This is a genomic window from Daejeonella lutea (assembly GCF_900168015.1).
GTDB classification, from domain to species: Bacteria; Bacteroidota; Bacteroidia; order Sphingobacteriales; family Sphingobacteriaceae; genus Daejeonella; species Daejeonella lutea.
In genome coordinates this window covers 701716-722310 of sequence record NZ_FUYR01000002.1, presented here as the reverse complement: position 1 = coordinate 722310, position 20595 = coordinate 701716, and the positions used below count along the sequence as shown (strand labels likewise).

Sequence of the window (20595 nt, the reverse complement as noted above, 5' to 3'; positions counted from 1 at the left end):
TCAATATAGAATAAGTCTAAATAACAATAGCATGTATAAAGCCACTACTTTCATCTTAATCCTTCTTATTTCAGTTCTTACATCCTCCGTTTCATCACAAACCCGGGGTGCTGGTATTCAAGGGAAAATCACAACTGCGGACGGTGCACCTGCAGCATATGTAAACGTTGGGATTAAAGGACTCAAGAGCACTGTTTCAGGAGAAGACGGATCATTTAGCCTAAGAAATATCCCTTTTGGAAACCACATTGTAAAAGTATCATATCTTGGTCTTGCAGGTGACGAAAAGGCTGTAACCCTTAAAGAAGGTGAAATTTTGGAACTTGATTTTAAATTGCAGGAAAGCTCGCAGAAGTTATCTGAAGTTGTAGTCACAGCAAGCAGAAATAATCAGCAAGTGCTCACCGCAGGAAAGGCCGGTTTGAACCCAATGGATGTACCTCAAAGCAGCAGCGTAATTAGCAGCCAGGTAATTACAGATCAACAGGCTTCGAAACTGAGTGATGTGATGAAAAATGTTAATGGCGTAGCGCTTGGAACAAGCCGTGGTTCAACGTCTGAAAATTTCTTTGCACGTGGTTACAGTCTCGGAAGCAACAACTATTTCAAAAATGGTTCGCGCTACAATTCCGGATCATTGCCAGAAGTGAGTACGCTTGAGCAGGTTGAGGTGCTTAAAGGAAGCGCAGCAATGTTGTACGGAAACGTAAGCGGCGGCGCTATTGTCAATTTGGTGACCAAACGTCCAAAATTTGAATATGGAGGCGAAATATCGATGCGGGGAGGAAGCTACAACTCCTACAAGCCCACGGGTGATGTATATGGTCCCATCAGTAAAAACCTAGCATTCAGATTGATCGGCACGTTCGAAAACAATGAAAGCTATCGAAATGAAGTTAAATCTGACAAATATTATATAAACCCTTCTTTGTTGTACAAAGCAGGAAAAAATACAGACGTTCTACTTCAGGGCGACTATTTGCAGTATGACCTTACGCCTGATTTTGGTATTGGATCCCTTGATGGCAAAATCCCGACAAGTATATCCAGATCGAGTTTTTTCAATACCGCCTGGGCGTTCAATAAAGCTAACCAAACTAACATCTCAGCAACAGTTGATCATAAATTCAACGATATCTGGAAATTAAATGTAGTGGGTTCGTACCAGTTGTTTAATCGGAATTATTACTCAACAGAAAGAATCCAGGCAGATGCTGTTGGTGATTGGAACCGCGCATTAACACGCTCACGCACTGCAGAAGATTACTATTCTGCTCAAGCAAATCTAACCGGGTCGCTTTATACCGGAAAGATCAAACACAGTGTGCTCATCGGCACGGACGCTGACAGCTACCTGAATACCAGCCATACATTTAATTTCGCAACGGCTTATGACCGCATAAACATCCTTAATCCCAATAAATACACCGCCAGACAGGACATGCCTTTTGCGAAAGACTCACTCGTAACCGAAGCACCAACATACCGTCTCGGCTACTATGCGCAAGATTTAATCAGTCTTTCAGAGAAATTAAAAGTGATGGCCGGACTTCGTTGGTCGTATCAAAAAGCATTAGTTGCCGATGTTCACAATCTGATCAAAGGAACCAGCGGCAAAAGTGCTACGGCAGCAAAATCGGATCAGGCATTCTCGCCAAAATTTGGGATCGTGTACCAGCCGGTTAAAACAATGGCAATTTTTGGAAGCTATTCCAACAACTTCACGGTAAATTCAGGAATAGATGTATTTGACCAGGCTTTAAGCCCATCCATTATTGATCAGTTTGAAGCGGGAGTTAAGAATGATTTCCTGAATGGAAAACTTACTGCCAACTTTACCTTATATAAAATCATTAACAACAACCTGGCACAGCAGGCTCAATTCCTTAAGGATGGTATAACTCTGAATGCCAATACGAATATTAAAGAACTAACAGGACAAACAACCAGCGACGGTTTTGAATTTGATCTTACAGGTACTGTACTTCCAGGCTTAAATGCTATGGGTGGTTATAGCTACAACTATATGCGATATACCAAAACCTCAGGACGGAAAGGAAGCTATATTGAAGGGGAACGATTGGTAAGCAACCCTGCCCACACTGCTAATGCGAGTCTATTTTATACCTTTAATACCCCCGGACTGAGGGGCTTGAAAGCAGGCTTTTCAGGATATTACATAGGAGAACGAAATGCTGGCTGGAATAATACGGTCGGGCAGACTCAAACTGTATCGCGGCTTATACCAATGAATGGTTTTACCACCTATGACCTTACACTTGGATACGCACACAGGAGGTTATCAGTATTGGCTAAACTATCTAACCTAACCAATGAATTGAATTATTATGTCCATGAGAACTACAGCGTGAACCCGATTCCGCCGCGTCAGTTTCTGACAACTCTATCTTATAAGTTCTAATAAAAGCCGGAGGTAACATCTCCGGCTTTTTCGTTTAAGGATATCTTGCAATGCTCTGCGGGGCAGTATTTGCTTCCTTAAACAAAGAAAGCTATTTTTGTTCCATGAAATTCCCGATTATCGCCTATGGTGACTCTGTTCTGAGAAAAAAGGCAGTCGATATACCGAAAGACTATCCTGAACTTGATGTGCTAATAGCTAACATGTTTGAAACGATGTATGGCGCCCATGGCGTTGGTCTTGCTGCCCCACAGATTGGCCTTTCGATAAGACTTTTTGTAATAGACGCTACTTCCTTTGCCGAAGATGAACCAGCTTTAAAGGATTTTAAAAAAGTATTTATTAATGCTCAGATAATAGAGGAAACAGGAGAAAAGTGGGTGTTTAATGAGGGATGCCTTAGTATTCCTGAGATACGGGAGGATATCAGCAGGCAGGATACGGTCAAAATCTCTTATTATGATGAAAAATGGAATCATCACGAAGAAATCTTTAATGGTTTAGCCGCCCGGGTAATACAGCACGAGTACGATCATATCGAAGGAAAACTATTCACGGATAAACTGAGCCCATTGCGCAAGACTATGTTGAAAAACAGACTCGACTCTATTTCAAAAGGTTTGGTTAAAGTAGAATATAAGATGAAATTTCCGTCTGTAAAGAAAGGCAGACGTTAAGATTTACTGTCCCCGGCTTTTATCGCCATTTACAATTTGCTGAATAAGCGCTCCCCAAGCAAATGGGTTCAGCAATGGGTTCGCCAGTCGCTGATTTATATTCCTATTAGTCAACCGGGCGTGATTATTCTGGAAATTATAGCTTTGCATTTCAGCGCCATCTCTCGGTAGACTTGACAGCATTGCAGAGAGACTTTCTTTCGAAACATTTTTCCGGGCAATCTCGAGGTCATCATCAGCAAATTTCATAGTCATGAATTCCTTTTTGAACTCATCAGTACTAGCCCAGGGGTAAACTCTCACTGCAGGGAGATTTATAACATCCTGTTTCATCGCTACAACAACTGTATAACTGTTCTCTGCAATATCTTTCGGTATAACCAGGCCTTCTTTCTTATACCCGATTGCGGTGAATAGTAAAGTATCCCCTACATTGGCAACGAAAGAAAAATATCCTTTATAATTAGCCGCGTAAAATTGTGCCTTTCCAGTAACATTAGTAATAGTTACATATGGTACTACCGTATTGCTATCCACATTCACAATAACCCCCGAAAATTGCACCAACTTTTTAGCAGCGGTTTGGGAAAACCCTATTGTTGCAGCAAATAAAAGGACCAGAATTAAGGATATGCGCATTTTCATCAGGATGTATTTGTTTTTTATCGGCAATGAAGCTTGCTTGAGCTTATATTAATTCGTTGTGTGAGCGGTAAGCTCATGCAGATTTCAAAGTTAATATAATCAGGTTCGCAGGATTGTTAAATTGTGTTAAAACATCCGTTCACCGTCTTAAACGGCTATTCTTCTATTGTATTGTTACTGGAGCCTTTCAGGAAGTACTGCCGCAGGGTCATCAATGTCCGTTAAATTTATAGCCTCAATGCCTCCTATTTCAGGAACGGCCCTCATAATAGCTTGCTCGATCCCTGCCTTAAGCGTCATAATACTCATCGGACATGAACCGCATGAGCCCAATAAACGCAATCGCACAACATTATCGGGTGTAATCTCTTCGATAGAAACATTTCCACCATCAGCCTCGAGATAGGGCCGGATAGTATCCAGTGCAGCTTCAACTCTTTGCAACAAATCCATGGTGTTCTATTTTTTATAAAGATACGAATTTTTTAAAAAATGTTATTTAACCGCGTTTTGAATGGCCACTTGCTGTGCTACTCGCTCCGCAATCTGCATAAAAGCTTCGCCCATTATGTCGTTTTCATCCAAAATGACAGGCTTACCTACATCGCCAGCATCGCTGATGCTTTTTACAAGAGGTATTTCCCCTAAGAATGCAATTCCATATTGCTGTGCGAGAGTCTGGCCTCCATTTTTTCCAAAAATGTAATACTTGTTTTCAGGCAACTCAGCAGGGGTAAAATACGACATGTTCTCGACTACACCCAGCAGAGGAATATTGATCGAATCCATCAGGAACATCCCAACTCCTTTTCGTGCATCTGCTAGAGCAACGTTTTGTGGAGTCGTAACGATGACCGCTCCAGTGATTGGAAAACCCTGTGTGATCGTGATGTGAATATCACCCGTTCCCGGTGGAAGGTCAACAATCATATAGTCTAGTTCGCCCCAATCCGCATCATTAAATAATTGCTTAACAGCAGTTGAAACCATGGGTCCACGCCAAGGTACAGGTTGATTAGGATCGGTAAAAAACCCTATCGACAATAATTTAATGCCATATTTTTCAATAGGCTCAATCCTGGTTTTTCCTTCGGCATTCTGAGAAGCATGAGGGCGCTCACCTTCCACACCGAACATGATTGGAATCGAAGGTCCGTAGATATCAGCGTCTATCAATCCAACTTTAGCGCCCTTTTTTGCAAGGCCCAAAGCAAGATTAACGGCAACAGTCGACTTACCGACGCCACCTTTTCCTGAAGCAACAACGATAATGTTTTTTATGCCCGTTAACCCAGGTTCTAATCTGCTGGTTACGCGTGAGCTCATATTTATGGATATTTCAGCTTCTTTACTTACAAAATGTAGTATCGCGTTCCGGCAAGCATTCTCGAGCATATCTTTCATCGGACAGGCGGGAGTCGTTAGCACGACGGTGAAGCTAACTTTATTACCATCAATCTTCAGGTCTTCTATCATGTTCAAGGTCACCAGATCTTTTTTTAGATCGGGATCTTCGACGTATCGTAAGGCATTAAAAATCTGTTCGGAGCTTATCATTAAGGTTGGAAAATTACTTTATCGGTTACTTGCTTTACACACTGATTTGGCCCTGAAAACTGGACTGAACTAATTAGCTAAGCGAAGGCCGACATGGTTTTTATATATTTGTTGGCAGTGTTCTGTTCACCTGGCTTCTTGACGCAAATCTACTAAACCGGAAGGGTTTATTGTTAGTCGGTAAGGTGATTTTACAGTGGATTGACCCGCAAAATAAATTATGGCGAAAACGTTTCTAAGATTTAATACGTTATCTCTCAAAAGATCGGGAAACCCTCTCATGCAGATACCGCACAAATACATTAAAATAGCTCTGATAACCTTAACGAGTCTTCTTGTAATCATCATAATTGCAGGTGGAATTGCTTATACCAAACGAGAGGCAATATTACGGGCGGCCATTCAAAAAGGAATTACGAAGGCAAAACGTGATTACGATCTGGACGTAAAAATCGGCAGTGCAAATTTTACAGGATTAAGCACGGTCAGTTTTAAGAACATTACTGTGGTGCCCCAGGATCGCGATAGTCTGGCAAACATTCAAAATTTCAAAGTTGGGGTTAAATTGTTTCCACTTCTTTTCGGAGATATCAAACTTTCAGAGATTATTTTAAATACTGGGCAGGTAAATTTGGTGAAGAGAGGGTCTGTTAGCAACTATGACTTTATTTTCCGCAAAAAAAGTGTTGACAGCACGGAAAAGAAATCTGAATTGAATCTTTCTAAGCTTGCAAACAGCCTGATCAACCAGTTGCTTTATAAAATTCCTGACGATATGGATGTACGGGGTTTTGAGATTAAATTCCGGGACGACACAAGTGCTCTGAATTTTTATACAACGTCAGCAACTATAGATGGCGGGGATGTCAAATCAACGATAAAGGTTAATGGGAACGAGTCTACGTGGCATGTTGAGGGCACAGTAGACCCAGGCGATCAACAGCTTGATTTGATCATGTTTGCTGACAATAAGAAAGTAGAACTGCCTTTTCTTGAAAAGCGATTAGGTCTTAAATTAAATTTTGATACCGCGTCCACTCAGATGAAAGGGATAAGTAAGCGGGGGGATATATTAGAGATTAACGGCTCATGGGGTGTCAAGAATCTGCTGGTTAATCATGTTAGAATTTCCGCGAATGATATTGTGGTGCCAGATGCGTACCTCGATGCTGATATGGTCATCGGAAAGAACTTTGTTTCTATAGACAGTACGTCCACCATTCACGTAAAAGATATCTCCATACATCCGTTTATCAAATATACTCTCTCACCGTCGAAGGTGTATGAATTGAAAGTCCATACCGATGAAATGGATGCTCAACAAGTGGTTAATTCCTTTCCACAAGGACTTTTCGAATCTTTAGAAGGCATCCAGGTGAAAGGTAAGGTGAAATATGACCTTGATTTCCATCTTGATGAAAAAATACCTGATAGCGTAATCTTCAAATCTGAGCTCAAAAACATTGGTTTTAAAGTAGTGAAGTGGGGTAAAACGAATTTACAGAAAATCAATAAGACCTTCGTTTACACGCCATATGAGTATGGAAAGCCCATGAGAGACATTATCATCGGTCCTGAAAATCCCGATTATGTGCCCATTGATCAGATATCTCCCAATCTTAAAAACGCACTTCTCACTGCTGAGGATCCTTCATTTTATAGCCACAATGGATTTGTAGAAGAATCTTTCCGAAATTCTATAATTACTAATTTCAAGGAAAAAGCCTTTAAGCGCGGGGGAAGTACAATCTCGATGCAACTCGTAAAAAACGTTTATCTGAGCAGGCAGAAGACAATGGCGCGCAAGGCAGAAGAGATGTTGATTGTGTGGATCATCGAAAACAGCAACCTTTCAAGCAAGCAGAGGATGTTCGAAGTATACCTGAATTTGATCGAATGGGGACGCAATGTCTATGGCATAGGAGAAGCTGCGCGCTACTATTTTGGTAAACACCCATCGCAGCTTGATGTTGGTGAGGGAATATTCCTGGCAAGTATAGTTCCTCGGCCTAAGGGGGGCCTATACCGATTCGAAGGCGACGGAAGCCTCCGTCAATCACTGCGGGGATATTTCAGGCTTATTGGCGGCCTTATGGCGCGCAGGGGATTAACTGCTCCTGACAGTAGTGCTTATGGTTTTTATTCTGTTAGATTACGAGAAGGTCTGCGCTCGGGCATTCCAATGGTTGATTCATTAACGGCGGATAGCCTTATGGTTGGTGAACCTGAAGAAGAATTGACTATTCTAGAACAGATCATTGGAAAAAAACGACCAGATACGGTGGCCATAAAGGATGTAAATAAATCAAAACCAATAAGTAAGGATACGGTTGCAGCTCCCGCCGAAACAAGGAAACAGCGAAGGGAACAAAGGCGTGAACAACGTGAAGCTAAAAAAAATGAAGATGATTAGTTTGCTTAAATTTAAGTTATGAGGATTGAAATAGACGAAAAGGCTTTTGACCTGTTGCTGGAATATGAGCAAATTAAAAAACGGATCCGGCTTATTGGTATTCAACTAAATGTTGACTTTGAAACCCGCACACCTGTGTTTGTAGGAGTTCTCAATGGCAGCTTTATCTTCCTGGCAGATCTCATTAAGGAAATTAATATTGCGTCGGAAGTCACTTTTGTAAAGGTTTCTTCTTATGAGGGAGATAAAAGCGCCGGGAAGATAAAAAAGGAAATTGGCCTACAAATGGATCTTAAAGGGAGAGATGTCATTATTGTGGAAGATATAGTTGATAGCGGAACAACCCTTACTTACATATTGGATATGATTAAGAAAGAGGATCCTGCTTCGGTTAACGTTTGTACCTTACTGCTTAAACCCAATTCTTTAAAGACGAAATTCGAGGAGATCTGTTATGTAGGATTTGAAATTCCTGATGAGTTTGTTGTAGGATACGGACTGGATTACAAAGGCTTGGGCAGAAATCTGAAGGACATTTACCGCGCGGTATCCAAATAGCCATAAACTCAGCTTTTCGAGCAAGGCTTATCTTTTCTTGACAAATGCTGGAATTATGTATTTTTGTTTAAACATTCAGGCATTCAAATGACGATTCACAAGGAAGGATATACATCCATAGCACTTAGCATATTATTTATTTTTGTTCTCAATGCTATCGTTCATTATTTCCTGCCGGATACAACATGGCTTCATTGGATCATTTACATTCTCTCTTTCGCGCTTTTTGTAATTATTCTTCAATTTTTTAGAAGCCCCAATATAATTGTTCAGCAAAATGAGGAGCAGGTTATCTGTCCGGCCGACGGAAAAGTTGTCGTAATTGAAGAAACGGAAGAAACGGAATATTTAAAAGACAGACGGATCCAGATATCTGTTTTTATGTCGCCTATAAATGTGCATGTGAACAGAAATCCTATCTCAGGGGTGGTAAAATACTCAAAATATCATCCCGGAAAATTCCTGGTAGCATGGCATCCAAAATCTTCCACGGAAAATGAACGCACCACTGTGGTTATTGAAAATAATAAGGGCGTGTCTGTTCTGTTCAGACAAATAGCCGGTGCTTTAGCTAGAAGAATTGTTTGTTATTCGAAGGAAGGTGACGCAGCTGTACAGGGCGAGCAATTTGGTTTTATAAAATTCGGATCCCGGGTTGATTTATTCTTACCACTTGGCACTGAAATAAACGTAAATCTAAATCAGGTTGTTCAGGGTGGGGTTACGGTTCTTGCTCATTTGAAGCCGTCAACTAACACGACAAAGACGAAGTAGTCAATTTTCCGCTGGTTTTTCTCCGCGGTAATCGTTAATGATCGTTGGAACGGGCAAGGCAAACTTTGCACCATTATCGCCAACGATCTTGATAATCTGATAATTCACTTCTTCTTTAATCTTCCCATAATCAACCCCTTCTCCAACATTAATAAAGTATTGAACCTGGATATTTAAGGCAGACTCGGCCAAGGTATCAAACGTCACTACGGTTTCCCCAGTAACCAATGGACGCGAATTGATGAATTCTTTTATTTCATCGGCAATTTTCACCATTACGTCTGCGGGTGTATCGTATTTCAGCCCGATGTTAAATTTCATTCGGTGCGAGTTTCTCAAGCTAAGATTTTCCAGAGGACTATCCACCATTTTCTTATTAGGGATGACCACCAGGGTTTTCTCAACGGTCCGCAAAAGGGTGCTTCTGAAGCCGACTTTTTCGATCGTCCCTTCATACTTGTCAATCCGCACGGTGTCACCCACTACGAAAGGCTTATCTGCAAAAATGGTAAATGAACCAAGGAGATTCTGCAGGGTATCCTGGGCGGCAAGGGCTACTGCTATACCTCCAATTCCCAAACCAGCAATAATTGTTGCTACATTCAGGTTAAACACCGAACCAAGAACCACAAAGACCGCAAAAATTATGGTGACAATCTTAGAAAGTTCTTTTACAAAGGGAACCATTTGATCATCTGATTTAGATTCAGTTAGTGAAGCTCTGTAAAGGAATATGTGTGCGATAAAATCAATAATGCGAAGTACAATCCTGAAAAAGGAGATTATAAATAGAAGCAGGAATAGCTTGTCAATAATCTGAATAAGTTTAATCTCGAAGATCTTAGGTACTTTGTTAGCGGTGTCAGTGCGCCTAAAAATTACTTCGTTTAAAGGATAATCAAGTTGGTTGATCGCCAAGTAAATGGTAATGAATAATATCAACAGCTCAATTGGTCGTAATAGTAATCCAACAAAAACATTCGAATCTGTGCCGGAATGGACACTTCTAAATAATTTGTACAGAATACGGCTTAGGAGCTTCGAAAAAATACGCTTAAATAACAATCCAAACAGCAGGATTCCAGCGAATAGCAGGTAGTTTTTGACACTGTTTCCAAGAAAAATATTGTTCAAGAAGCTTGTATCCATATGGTAAATTGGCGAATGTGTAGATTAGATTTTAGCGGTCGTAATCGGGCTGCTGCTATTTCTAATCCTACCTACAAAAACAAAAAAACCTCCCCGATATGATCGAGAAGGCTAAATCCTGTATGATAAAATTATACTCTTTTAGATTTGATACGAGCTGCCTTACCAGTTAACTCGCGTAAATAGAATAGTTTCGCTCTGCGAACTTTTCCATGATTGTTAACATCAATTTTATCGATGTTAGGAGAATTTACAGGGAAGATACGCTCTACACCTACTCCATTTGACATTTTGCGTACAGTGAAAGTTTCGTTCACACCTACACTATTGCGTTGGATAACCACACCCTGATAAATCTGGATACGTTCTTTATTTCCTTCGCGAATTTTATAGTGAACGCTAACCGTATCACCAGCTTTGAAAGCAGGAACTTCTTTTCTAACTACTACCTGCTCTTCAACAAATTTTACTAAATCCATGATTTTAAGCTCTTAAAGTCGATTTTTAGCCCGTAAAAATCGGATTGCAATATTACGAATAATTATTAACATTTAAAAAGAAGTGTGAACAATTTGTTTTAATTGACGTAATGGAGGGTCTGGAAGTATATAGTAGTAACTTGTAAGTAGGACTCAGTTGACGGTTGACAGTTGACAGTTGACGGTTGTAATTCGGAATTAGTAATTCTTTTACTTCAGCAGATCCGGTCTTCTCTTCTGCGTTCGTTCCAAAGCCTGATCATGGCGCCACTCATTAATCTTTGCCTCATTCCCGCTCAGTAAAATGTCAGGCACTTTGTGACCCTTCCAATCGGCCGGTCTGGTGTAAACAGGTGCATCCAAAAGTTCACCCTGAAATGAGTCGGACAAAGCCGAAGTTTCGTCGTTCAATACTCCAGGCAGCAGTCGAACTATACTGTCAACAAGTACTGCTGCGGGGAGTTCACCACCCGATAACACAAAATCTCCTATGGATATTTCGCGGGTAACAAAAATATCTCTTATACGCTGGTCGATCCCTTTATAATGCCCGCACAGAATAATAATATTCTTTTTCCCGGAAAGTTCGTTCGCCATGGTTTGATTGAGGGTCTCCCCATCAGGTGTCATGAATATGACTTCATCATATTCGCGTTCAGACTTAAGTTTTTCAATACAGTTGGCGAATGGCTCAATGGTCATCACCATACCGCTGCCCCCGCCGTATTGATAATCGTCTACAGATTTCTGCTTATGATTTGAATAGTCCCTCAGATTATGCACAATAATCTCCGACAGCCCCTTTGATTGCGCCCGTTGCAATATCGAATGAGCAAATGGACTCTCAAGTAATCCGGGAAGAACCGTTATAATGTCGAAACGCATGATAAGTTGTAGGTTATACGTTGTAAGTTATAAGTTTGGGCGAAAACTCGGCACTTAATCTCCTACGTAAAGATCGATCAAACCCTCGGGAAGATCAACTTTTAAAATACCATTCTCTTCATCTATTTCCACAATCAAATCATCATTTAGTGGAAAAAGAACCTCCTTAAATTTATATGGCACGACGGCAACATACTGCTGCGGATATTCATGTATTTCAATGATCTCACCAAGCTCCCCCGCAGTCTCATCGTGAACGATGAAACCTTTAAGGTCGGTAATCAGAAATTCATCATCGTCTCTAACAGGCTTTAATTTCTCGGGTAGATAGAGTTTTTTCCGGATTAATGTCTGAGCCTTTTCTATAGTATCAATATCATCAAAATAGAAGTTACCCGTCTGATTATTTTGGAGCTTGTAAGATGACACGAAGAATGGGACAAGTTTACCGTTTATTTCAGCAAACACAGATTCGAGAAGAAGATCTTCCGGCGCTTCGTACTCGAAGTAGACCTGAACTTCACCTTTTAAGCCCTTAGTTTTAGTTATGTACCCGATATAAAAACAATCTTCGATCTTCATGTCTGTAAAATAGAAACGCCATTGCTAATGTGCCAACCCTAACCGGAGTTAGCTTTGGCTGCATTTGCAATGGCGTTAATTAAACCTTAAAGAAATTATGCTTTCTCTTCGTCAGAAGCTTCTTCCGTTGCTTCGGCAGCAGGTGCTTCCTCAGCTGGCGTTTCTGCAACTTCTTCAGTAGCAGGTGCTTCTTCAGCCTCTTCAGCTGCAGGTGCCTGAGTTTCCTCTACTGCAGTTTCTTCAACGTCGTTAGCTTCAGTTTCTTCAGCAACTTCTTCTTCAGCAGGCGGAGTGTTTTTAGCTGCAACTGCAGCCGCGATTTCCTCTTTCTTCTTTGCTTCAGCAGCTAAAGCACTCTTCTTTGTTTCTTCTTTTGATTTAGTCAGGCTATCTTTTTTGCCAGCTATTTTACCTTCTTTACTATCTAACCAGGCAGCAAATTTAGTTTCAGCTTGTTCAGCAGTTAAAGCACCTTTTTTAACACCACCTTCAAGATGTTTCTTGTACATTACACCTTTGTAAGAAAGGATTGCGCGACAAGTGTCTGTAGGCTGAGCTCCTTTGTTAACCCAATCCAACGCTTTGTCGAAATTGATGTCAATAGTAGCCGGATTTGTGTTTGGATTGTAAGAACCGATACGTTCTATGAATTTACCGTCTCTTGGAGCACGTGCGTCTGCTACCACCACATGGTAGAAAGGTTTTCCCTTTTTACCAAATCTTTGCAATCTGATTTTAGTTGCCATTTTTCAAGTTTTATGTATTCAACATATTCCCGGAGTCTATTCTGCGGGGTTGCAAAGATACAAATAAATCGGATTTAAAAAACTCAATTTCCTATTTTTGAGGCATGTCTGAGAAAAAACTACGCATTGCCGTCGATATGGATGAAGTTATTGCTGATCCGATTGCCAAATTTATTAAGCTTTACAATAGAGATTATGATGTTCCCCTTGACCTGACAATAACTCCGGGAAATGAAATGGCTATGCATGTTCCTGAACATGCGAGGCTGAAAATTCGTGAGTATATCAATGAAAAAGGATTTTTTCGCGATCTTGATGTAATCCCTGACAGTGTCGAAGTTATGAAAGAACTTCAGAAAAAATATGAGGTTTTCATAGTGTCTGCAGCAATGGAATTCCCTAATTCTTTACAGGATAAACATGAATGGCTTGCAGATCACTTTCCGTTTATTGGCTGGCAACATATTATGTTCTGTGGTTACAAAATCGTAAACACAGATATAATGATCGACGACAGAATTAAGAATTTCGTGGATTATGAGGGCAGGAAGCTATTATTTACTTCGCCACACAACATGCTGCTCACAGATTATGAAAGAGTAAATAACTGGAACGAGGTGGCGGAAAAGTTGCTGTAACTTTTCCTAGTTCCTATAATCTAACAACAAACCATTAAGTTCTACTAAAATGATCGTAACAACAACCAACAACATCGAAGGAAAAAAAGTAGTTAAGTATCTGGGTATAGTTTCAGGCGAAGCTATAATCGGAGCAAATATTGTGAAAGATTTTTTTGCTGGAATTCGTGATATCGTCGGTGGCCGCTCAGGGTCTTATGAAGAAGGGCTTCGTGAGGCAAAAGATATTGCGCTTCGTGAAATGCAGGAGCAAGCATTTCGCATCGGTGCAAATGCTATACTTGCTGTAGATCTTGATTACGAGACACTGGGAAGCAATGGAAGTATGCTGATGGTAAGCTCATCTGGCACCGCAGTAGTTTTGGAAGACGCAGTTCAATCAGTTTAACGAAACTACATCGGGAATCTTGTCAAATTGTTAAGATTTGGCAAGGTTTCTTTCAACATAATCGATAAGGCTATGGATCACCTTTATGTGTATTTCCTGGGCTCTATCGGCATACTCTGATTCAGGCGCCCGAATTTCCGCATCACAAAAAGCAGCCATTTCTCCGCCGTCTTTACCGGTTAGGCCAATAACTAGCATAGCCTTTGCTTTTGCCGCATTGATTGCATTCAGGATATTCCCGGAATTTCCGCTTGTGCTGATTGCGACAAGAACATCCCCATTTTTGCCCATTGCCTCAACCATTCTGGAAAAAACAAACTCGTAGCCGTAGTCATTTGCGACGCATGACAAATAAGCAGGGTCAGAAATCGCAATAGCTGGATAGGCTGGCCTATCATTCCTGTATTTACCGGAAAGCTCCTCAGCAAAATGCATGGCATCGCACATCGATCCTCCGTTGCCACAAGATATTATCTGATTTCCATTTTGAATAGCGCGAACAAGCATCTGACCTGCCTTCTCTATACTCTTAAACGAGTCAGGATTGCCGATAAACTTGCTTAATGCGTCCTGGGCTTCTGTAAAATGTTTTTTGATGTCTTCCATCGGTAGTATTAAAACCCTTCTGCAAGCGTATAAACTCTTCCTTTATTTTGTTCCTTCAACCACTTCATTAATGGCTCAAAATAATCAAGCATTGGCCTTGCAGTAAGATCTGAACCAGTTTTTTCCCTCAACACTTCCTTCCAGTCTTTGCTTGAACCGGGCGTCATGATTTCCTTGAGAAACTTTCCAACTTCCTTATTCCCATAATAATTTGTTGCTCTTGGATCTTCCTTCAGGATTTTTTTTGCGATATGATCATGAAGCTGAAACAGGATGACGAATGACAAAGCATAATCATAATATTGCGCAGCATCATCGTTAATGTGAGTTTTGGAAGCAGCATCAGCAAAATTTTCGCCGCGAACTGATGGAGGAACGATCCCCTGATACTTTTTAGCAAGTTCCCACCATTTGGAGTTAATCTGGTCGGCAGGTAGCTCATCCGCATAAAGGGACTTTTCGAACTCTGTCATGGTACCCGCAGAGAATGGGATGAACACCACATAATTTAAAGCTTCTTTAAGCAGGGCCTGGATTCCATCAGATTTAGTTCCTGTCGGGATGATGCCTTTTTTCTCCAAGAAAGGTTTTTGAACCGAAGCAAGCCCCATCAAACTTCCCATGGCTTCATGATACGCACGATTAGCACCTTCGCGCATTAAAGGCGGAACATCTTTGTTGGTATAGCTCATATAGTAATAGATATGACCGAGCTCATGATTCGCTGTTTCATACCATTCTGAATTTGGCTCCACACTCATCAAACTCCGGACATCTTCATTTAGGTCCATGTGCCAGGCCGAAGCATGATTGTTCTTTTTATACGCCGCCCCTACAGGAGCTGGATATAAACTTGATTTCTGCCAGAATGAACCTGGGAGCGCATTAAATCCCAGGCTTTTATAAAAATCTTCACCGTCTTTAACAATGTATTCTGCTGATTTAGTTTTTAGGACTGAATCGAGATTCATCCCCGTTACAGTAACCATTGAACTCCAATCCTGTCCCCATCGGTTTGGCAGCCAGTGGGCAGGTAAGTACTCTGGGACTTCTTTGACATTATATTTTTTAGCCAGCTCGTAGCGGGCATAGGTGTGAAGTTCACGATAAAGGGGTCTAAGCTCCAAATTAATCTTTTGGATCAGATCCATCATTTCCCCGGTCGACATACCATAATCAGAAACCTGGTAATCGAAATAATTCTTGTACCCTAAAGCCTGAACTGTTTTATTTCGAAGTTTACGAAGGTTGAGCAGGCCGGGCTTCAAGCCTACACCAACTTCCTTACTCGATTCCCAAACTTTTAATCTGAGGACAAGATCAGTCTCGTCTTTCAATGCATTATCAATATCATTAGCTGAAACTGACTTACCGTCCACCTTGAAGTCGAAACCGAAAAGCTTCTCCGTCTGAGCGTTTTCTGCCTTGATGCGCTCTTTTACGATATTTGAAACCGTTTGTGGATTATTCGCCGCAAAGTATAGAATTTTGTCGAGCTGCTTTTCCTGAAGGGCACTTAGGCTACTTCTATCTTTTAGAAAATCCTGGGCTTTCCCTATATTCTCCTTACTTCCCGTAAATGCGGCGTAAGCCTCCCCGGTGCGTTCCACCAACTTCGCGTTTGTGCTATCGCCTTCAACGATCTTTGTATTCGCAGCCCATTGAGCATCCGAAGAAGCTGTGTAAAGTTTTACATATTCCTCAGTGTATGAATCGATGAAAGCCTGGGCTTCCGCGTTGTGAACAGGCTTACTCGTATTACATGATGTACTAATCAACAATACAAAAAACAAAGTGAGGTTTCTCATACCAAAAAGCTTAAAGTGACAGTATCTCAACTATTTTCAATAACTCTTTATTTACATCAACATTATGTTTTATTGCCTGACCGAATGGTGTAAAATGAATTTTACCATTCACAATCCCTATCATTTCTCCGGTTTTTCCTTCCTTTAAACATTCAACCGCAGCAACCCCCAGTCTGGATGCCAATACCCGGTCCATACACGTTGGTGCTCCACCGCGTTGTATGTGTCCAAGAACCGAAACCCGAGTATCGATAAGCGGGAATTTCTCTTTGACATTCTTTGCGATTTCGAATGCGCCACCAGCATCATCTCCTTCAGCAACTATGATAATCTTTGACGATTTATCTTTTCTGCTAACTTCCAGGCGGGCTAGCAAAGCTTTAATATCAGTTTTTGTTTCAGGAATTAGAATAGCTTCCGCGCCCGTTCCTATACCACTTCGCAAAGCAATAAGACCTGAATCCCTACCCATCACTTCGACAATAAATAGCCTGTCGTGAGATTCAGCAGTGTCACGGATTTTATCCACTGCATCGATAACTGTGTTTATAGCAGTATCATATCCAATTGTAAAATCCGTTCCAAGGAGGTCATTATCAATCGTTCCCGGCAAGCCCACTACTGGAAGACCATATTCTTCATAAAATATTTTCGCCCCGGTAAATGTTCCATCGCCCCCAATAGCTACAAGGGCATCGATATTCTGTGACTTTAACTGATCGTACGCTTTTTTCCTGCCTTCTTTCGTTCTGAATTCATCGCTCCTTGCGGTTTTCAATACAGTACCACCGCGTTGAATAATATTTGCGACCGATCTTCTTTCCATTGCCAGAAAATCACCACCAATCATTCCATCGTAACCGCGCAAAATTCCGGTTACCTTTAAATCATAATACAACGCTGTGCGTACAACAGCACGAATTGCTGCATTCATTCCCGGAGAATCCCCTCCAGATGTAAAAACTCCAATATTTTTTATAGTCTGTTTAGTCATATTCTTATTTGCGGCTAAAAGCAAGCTTGCCGCTATTTAAAAAATCAATGTAATTATTAATATCAAGATTAAAAGCCTGTGGTGTTACCAAGGGCTTTCCGTCATGACCAGCTATCACATAATAAGGCTGTGAATTTGTTCCGAATTTTGAAGCCTGGAAATCACTCCATTTTTGGCCTATCGTTTTGATATTTTTTCCGCTGAATGCAGATGTGTATTTTTCATTTGCACTTAATTCGGTCTTATCATCGACGTACAAAGATATTAAAACGTAATCTTCTTTAAGTTTCTTTAAAACACCCTCGTCCGGCCATACACTTGCCTCCATCTTCCGACAGTTAACACAACTCCAACCCGTGAAATCAATAAGAATTGGTTTGTTTACACTCTTGGCATAAGCTAAACCTTCTTCGTAGTCATAAAAAGCATCTAAGCCGTGTGGGGCGTGAAACAGACCCGCATACTTTTTTCCCGGAGTTTCTGTCACTGCAGTCGACGTGTTATTGGAATACATATCGAAATCCTGTGTGGTCTGTGGCGGAAGCCATGCACTGAGAGGTTTCAGAGGTGCTCCCCACAAACCAGGGATCATATAAATGGTGAATCCTAATATGAATATAGAAAAGAATAACCTTGGCAGAGATAAAAAACCTACCTCATTATCATGTGCAAGGCGGATTTTACCGAGCAAGTAAAGTCCCCAGAAACCAAATATGACGATCCAGATCGCAAGGAATATATCGCGATCCAGAAGGTTCCAATGGTAGGCCAGGTCGACATTAGAAAGGAATTTAAATGCCAGGGCAATTTCAAGAAATCCAAGTGAAACTTTGACAGTGTTCAACCAGCCGCCCGATTTTGGCATCTCTTTTAACCACGAGGGGAAAATCGCAAACAAGGTAAAAGGAATTGCTAAAGCAGATGAAAATCCTAACATTCCAACCGCCGGACCAAGGTAGGAACCCTTCGACACCGCATCTACCAATAATGTTCCTATGATCGGACCGGTACATGAGAATGAAACCAGGGCGAGGGTAAAAGCCATGAAAAACAAACCAATAAATCCATTTTGATTTGATTTTTCATCCATTTTGTTCACAAGCGAAGCGGGAAGTGTTATCTCAAAAGCTCCAAGAAAAGATATCCCAAAAATAATCAGGGCAACAAAGAACAAAAGGTTAAATGTCGCACTACTCGCAGCTTCATTGAGGGCTGATGCTCCAAAAATAAGGGTGATTAATAATCCGAGTGCGACATAAACAAGAATTATAGAAACACCATAGATAATTGCACTTTGTATACCCTTTGCCCTCGATCCAGACTTCTTGGTAAAGAAAGATACTGTGAGCGGGATCATCGGGTAGATACATGGCATGAAAAAAGCAGCCAGACCACCAATAAAACCAGCCAGAAATATGCCCCACAAAGTACCTTCGTTATTTGAGGGTTTAAGCTGCCTTTTTATAACGGGGGTATCGGCACTTACTGAATTTGGGCTTGCCGCTGAGGTATCAGCAGCGGATGGGGATACAGTATTTTCACCGGAAGAAGTTGCAGAGACTTGGTTTGATGTGCTATTGACCGAGATCTTAAACTCTACTTCAGCTGGCGGTAAGCATTTTGTATCGTTACAAACCATGAACTCAAGAACACCTTTTACTTCATTGGTGGGTCCTGAAAGAACTATTCGTTGCCTGAAATCTACTTTATCTTTATGCCATGCTATCTGCATATCAAAGTTCTTATCAAATGCTGACACAGCTTTCGGCATTTCCGAAACAGTTCCTTTAAGTTTATACGTAGATGCTGGCGTAAACTTAAACGACGTGGGTATGGGGCCACCATCCTCAATGAACTGAGAATACACATGCCATCCCTTCTCAATTGTAGCTGTGATGATAAGGTCGTATTCCGTATCAGTAATTTTCTCTGATCCGTAGCTCCATCGAACAGGATCTTCGATTTTCGCATTTGGATCCGCAAATTGTGAATGTCCGGCTAAACCTGACAACAATAAGATTATTAATACTAATAAGTTCTTCATATCACTCGTAAATAAACTCAACTTCTTTATTATTAAAAAATACCCTCCCACCCGGAGTTTCCATTTCAAGTTGCCCGGAACTGTTTACCCCAATAATCTTCCCTTCTAAAAAGCCATCTTTGGTTTTGAAACTCGCGCGTTGATTTAAGAGATATAAACTGTTCATATAATCAAGGCTGATCTTTTTGGTGTGGCCGGCTTTTAATTGAAGATACCTTGCTTCGATGGCACTGCAAATTTCGCCTAACAAAACCAATAAGTCGTAATCCTTATGTAATCGTTGTTTGAGAGATGTAACATTTTTAAGTGATACTGGAAAATTAGTCTGATTTACATTCAATCCGATTCCAACGATGGCATGCTTGATTTTGTTACCTGTAACAATATTCTCAATCAACATCCCACCGGTTTTACGACCACCAATATACAGGTCGTTTGGCCATTTAATCAGCGCATCATCTCCAACATATGTACCCAAAACATCAATTAAAGCTACGCTGATAGCCTTATTAAATTCAAATTGTTGATCTACACGCAAAAAAGATGGATTTAACAATATGCTAAAAGTTAAATTCATCCGTTCTTCACTTAACCAGGTATTGTCGGTCTGCCCCCTGCCAGCAAACTGCTTCTCTGCCATAATTACAGTGCCTTCTAATAATGGCGTAGATTTTGACAAAGCATCCTTTAGAAAGGTATTTGTTGAGGCTACCTCTTTTAAAGTAATAAGATTTTGTCCTACAAATAGTCCTGAAAAAGTATTATTTTGCAATTAAGATTTGCTTTTATGATCATCAAAACTAATTTTTTTTAATGGTAAAAAATAAAATAGCTAAAGAATCAACATCAATCTCAGAACTCGTGATTCACGGGATTCAGGAAAAAAAAGGAAACGATATCGTCCGTTTGGACCTTAGAAATATACATAGCTCAGTGGCCGACTATTTTGTCGTTTGTCATGCCGAGTCATCTACCCAGATCAAAGCAATTGCACAGAGTGTCGAAGAAGAAGTTTTTAAAGCCCTCAAATTAGATCCATGGAGAAAAGAAGGTATGCAAAATGCAGACTGGATCATTCTTGATTATATCGACGTTGTGGTGCATATTTTCAAAACTGATAAGCGTGAGTTTTACGGAATTGAAGACCTTTGGGGTGACGCAGAAATGCAGTCTTTTAAAAGCGCATAAACCATACGGGTTTACGTTTTGTTGATATTACTATACAACCTT

General features: G+C 40.8%; 21 protein-coding genes. 8 read left to right on the top strand and 13 right to left on the bottom strand.

Annotation, left to right across the window (positions count from 1 at the left end; all coding sequences use genetic code 11):
* Positions 1-31: 31 nt before the first annotated feature.
* Together B5X60_RS12345 and def are read left to right on the top strand one after the other, a co-directional pair.
* Positions 32-2422, top strand: a complete 2391-nt coding sequence (locus B5X60_RS12345; RefSeq protein WP_079702993.1) for a TonB-dependent receptor — start codon at positions 32-34, stop codon at positions 2420-2422.
* Between the two features lie 104 nt (positions 2423-2526).
* On the top strand, positions 2527-3099 hold the full coding sequence (gene def / locus B5X60_RS12340; RefSeq protein WP_079702992.1) for a peptide deformylase: 573 nt from the start codon (positions 2527-2529) through the stop codon (positions 3097-3099).
* A 3-nt stretch (positions 3100-3102) separates the two neighbouring features.
* Here the strand turns inward: def and B5X60_RS12335 are convergent, their stop codons facing one another.
* The 3 genes from B5X60_RS12335 to B5X60_RS12325 form a co-directional block, all read right to left on the bottom strand.
* Entirely contained in the window at positions 3103-3744 is a 642-nt protein-coding gene (locus tag B5X60_RS12335) for a carboxypeptidase-like regulatory domain-containing protein (RefSeq protein WP_245803516.1), read from the bottom strand.
* A 174-nt stretch (positions 3745-3918) separates the two neighbouring features.
* On the bottom strand, positions 3919-4197 hold the full coding sequence (locus B5X60_RS12330; RefSeq protein WP_079702991.1) for a NifU family protein: 279 nt from the start codon (positions 4195-4197) through the stop codon (positions 3919-3921).
* 42 nt (positions 4198-4239) lie between these two features.
* A complete protein-coding gene (locus B5X60_RS12325) occupies positions 4240-5301 on the bottom strand; it encodes an Mrp/NBP35 family ATP-binding protein (protein ID WP_079702990.1) in 1062 nt (353 codons plus the stop codon).
* A gap of 280 nt (positions 5302-5581) precedes the next feature.
* Here B5X60_RS12325 and B5X60_RS12320 point away from each other — a divergent pair, with 280 nt between their 5' ends.
* The 3 genes from B5X60_RS12320 (at position 5582) to B5X60_RS12310 (ending at position 9046) form a co-directional block, all read left to right on the top strand.
* Positions 5582-7714 (top strand): biosynthetic peptidoglycan transglycosylase, encoded by a 2133-nt coding sequence (locus tag B5X60_RS12320; protein ID WP_079702989.1) that lies wholly within the window; start codon positions 5582-5584, stop codon positions 7712-7714.
* Positions 7715-7732: 18 nt separating this feature from the next.
* On the top strand, positions 7733-8272 hold the full coding sequence (gene hpt / locus B5X60_RS12315; protein WP_079702988.1) for a hypoxanthine phosphoribosyltransferase: 540 nt from the start codon (positions 7733-7735) through the stop codon (positions 8270-8272).
* A gap of 87 nt (positions 8273-8359) precedes the next feature.
* Positions 8360-9046 (top strand): phosphatidylserine decarboxylase family protein, encoded by a 687-nt coding sequence (locus B5X60_RS12310; RefSeq protein ID WP_079702987.1) that lies wholly within the window; start codon positions 8360-8362, stop codon positions 9044-9046.
* Here the strand turns inward: B5X60_RS12310 and B5X60_RS12305 are convergent, their stop codons facing one another.
* The 5 genes from B5X60_RS12305 to B5X60_RS12285 form a co-directional block, all read right to left on the bottom strand.
* Positions 9047-10195 (bottom strand): mechanosensitive ion channel family protein, encoded by a 1149-nt coding sequence (locus B5X60_RS12305; RefSeq protein ID WP_079702986.1) that lies wholly within the window; start codon positions 10193-10195, stop codon positions 9047-9049.
* A gap of 131 nt (positions 10196-10326) precedes the next feature.
* Positions 10327-10674 carry a 50S ribosomal protein L19 gene (gene rplS / locus B5X60_RS12300; RefSeq protein WP_079702985.1) on the bottom strand — a complete coding sequence of 116 codons (348 nt, stop codon included), beginning with the start codon at positions 10672-10674 and terminating at the stop codon, positions 10327-10329.
* 210 nt (positions 10675-10884) lie between these two features.
* The gene (gene trmD, locus B5X60_RS12295) at positions 10885-11559 is read right to left on the bottom strand and encodes a tRNA (guanosine(37)-N1)-methyltransferase TrmD (RefSeq protein WP_079702984.1); all 675 of its coding nucleotides are present in this window, start codon (positions 11557-11559) and stop codon (positions 10885-10887) included.
* A gap of 54 nt (positions 11560-11613) precedes the next feature.
* The gene (gene rimM, locus B5X60_RS12290; protein ID WP_079702983.1) at positions 11614-12141 is read right to left on the bottom strand and encodes a ribosome maturation factor RimM; all 528 of its coding nucleotides are present in this window, start codon (positions 12139-12141) and stop codon (positions 11614-11616) included.
* Positions 12142-12236: 95 nt separating this feature from the next.
* A complete protein-coding gene (locus B5X60_RS12285) occupies positions 12237-12887 on the bottom strand; it encodes a 30S ribosomal protein S16 (protein WP_079702982.1) in 651 nt (216 codons plus the stop codon).
* A gap of 104 nt (positions 12888-12991) precedes the next feature.
* On the opposite strand from B5X60_RS12285, the gene B5X60_RS12280 reads away from it, so the two are divergent.
* Both B5X60_RS12280 and B5X60_RS12275 read left to right on the top strand, forming a co-directional pair.
* A complete protein-coding gene (locus tag B5X60_RS12280) occupies positions 12992-13525 on the top strand; it encodes a 5' nucleotidase, NT5C type (RefSeq protein WP_245803515.1) in 534 nt (177 codons plus the stop codon).
* Between the two features lie 49 nt (positions 13526-13574).
* Positions 13575-13913, top strand: a complete 339-nt coding sequence (locus B5X60_RS12275) for a heavy metal-binding domain-containing protein (RefSeq protein ID WP_079702981.1) — start codon at positions 13575-13577, stop codon at positions 13911-13913.
* 30 nt (positions 13914-13943) lie between these two features.
* Here the strand turns inward: B5X60_RS12275 and lpcA are convergent, their stop codons facing one another.
* The 5 genes from lpcA to B5X60_RS12250 are packed head-to-tail and all read right to left on the bottom strand — an operon-like array spanning position 13944 to position 20137.
* The gene (gene lpcA / locus B5X60_RS12270; protein ID WP_079702980.1) at positions 13944-14519 is read right to left on the bottom strand and encodes a D-sedoheptulose 7-phosphate isomerase; all 576 of its coding nucleotides are present in this window, start codon (positions 14517-14519) and stop codon (positions 13944-13946) included.
* An 8-nt stretch (positions 14520-14527) separates the two neighbouring features.
* Entirely contained in the window at positions 14528-16327 is a 1800-nt protein-coding gene (locus B5X60_RS12265) for a M2 family metallopeptidase (RefSeq protein WP_079702979.1), read from the bottom strand.
* A 10-nt stretch (positions 16328-16337) separates the two neighbouring features.
* Positions 16338-17321, bottom strand: coding sequence for a 6-phosphofructokinase (pfkA, locus tag B5X60_RS12260; RefSeq protein ID WP_079702978.1), 984 nt, complete (start codon positions 17319-17321; stop codon positions 16338-16340).
* Positions 17322-17325: 4 nt separating this feature from the next.
* Complete coding sequence (locus B5X60_RS12255; RefSeq protein WP_079702977.1) at positions 17326-19365, bottom strand: protein-disulfide reductase DsbD family protein; 2040 nt, start codon at positions 19363-19365, stop codon at positions 17326-17328.
* Between the two features lies 1 nt (position 19366).
* On the bottom strand, positions 19367-20137 hold the full coding sequence (locus B5X60_RS12250) for a biotin--[acetyl-CoA-carboxylase] ligase (RefSeq protein WP_079702976.1): 771 nt from the start codon (positions 20135-20137) through the stop codon (positions 19367-19369).
* 41 nt (positions 20138-20178) lie between these two features.
* Here B5X60_RS12250 and rsfS point away from each other — a divergent pair, with 41 nt between their 5' ends.
* Positions 20179-20553 carry a ribosome silencing factor gene (gene rsfS / locus B5X60_RS12245; protein ID WP_079702975.1) on the top strand — a complete coding sequence of 125 codons (375 nt, stop codon included), beginning with the start codon at positions 20179-20181 and terminating at the stop codon, positions 20551-20553.
* Positions 20554-20595 lie beyond the last annotated feature (42 nt).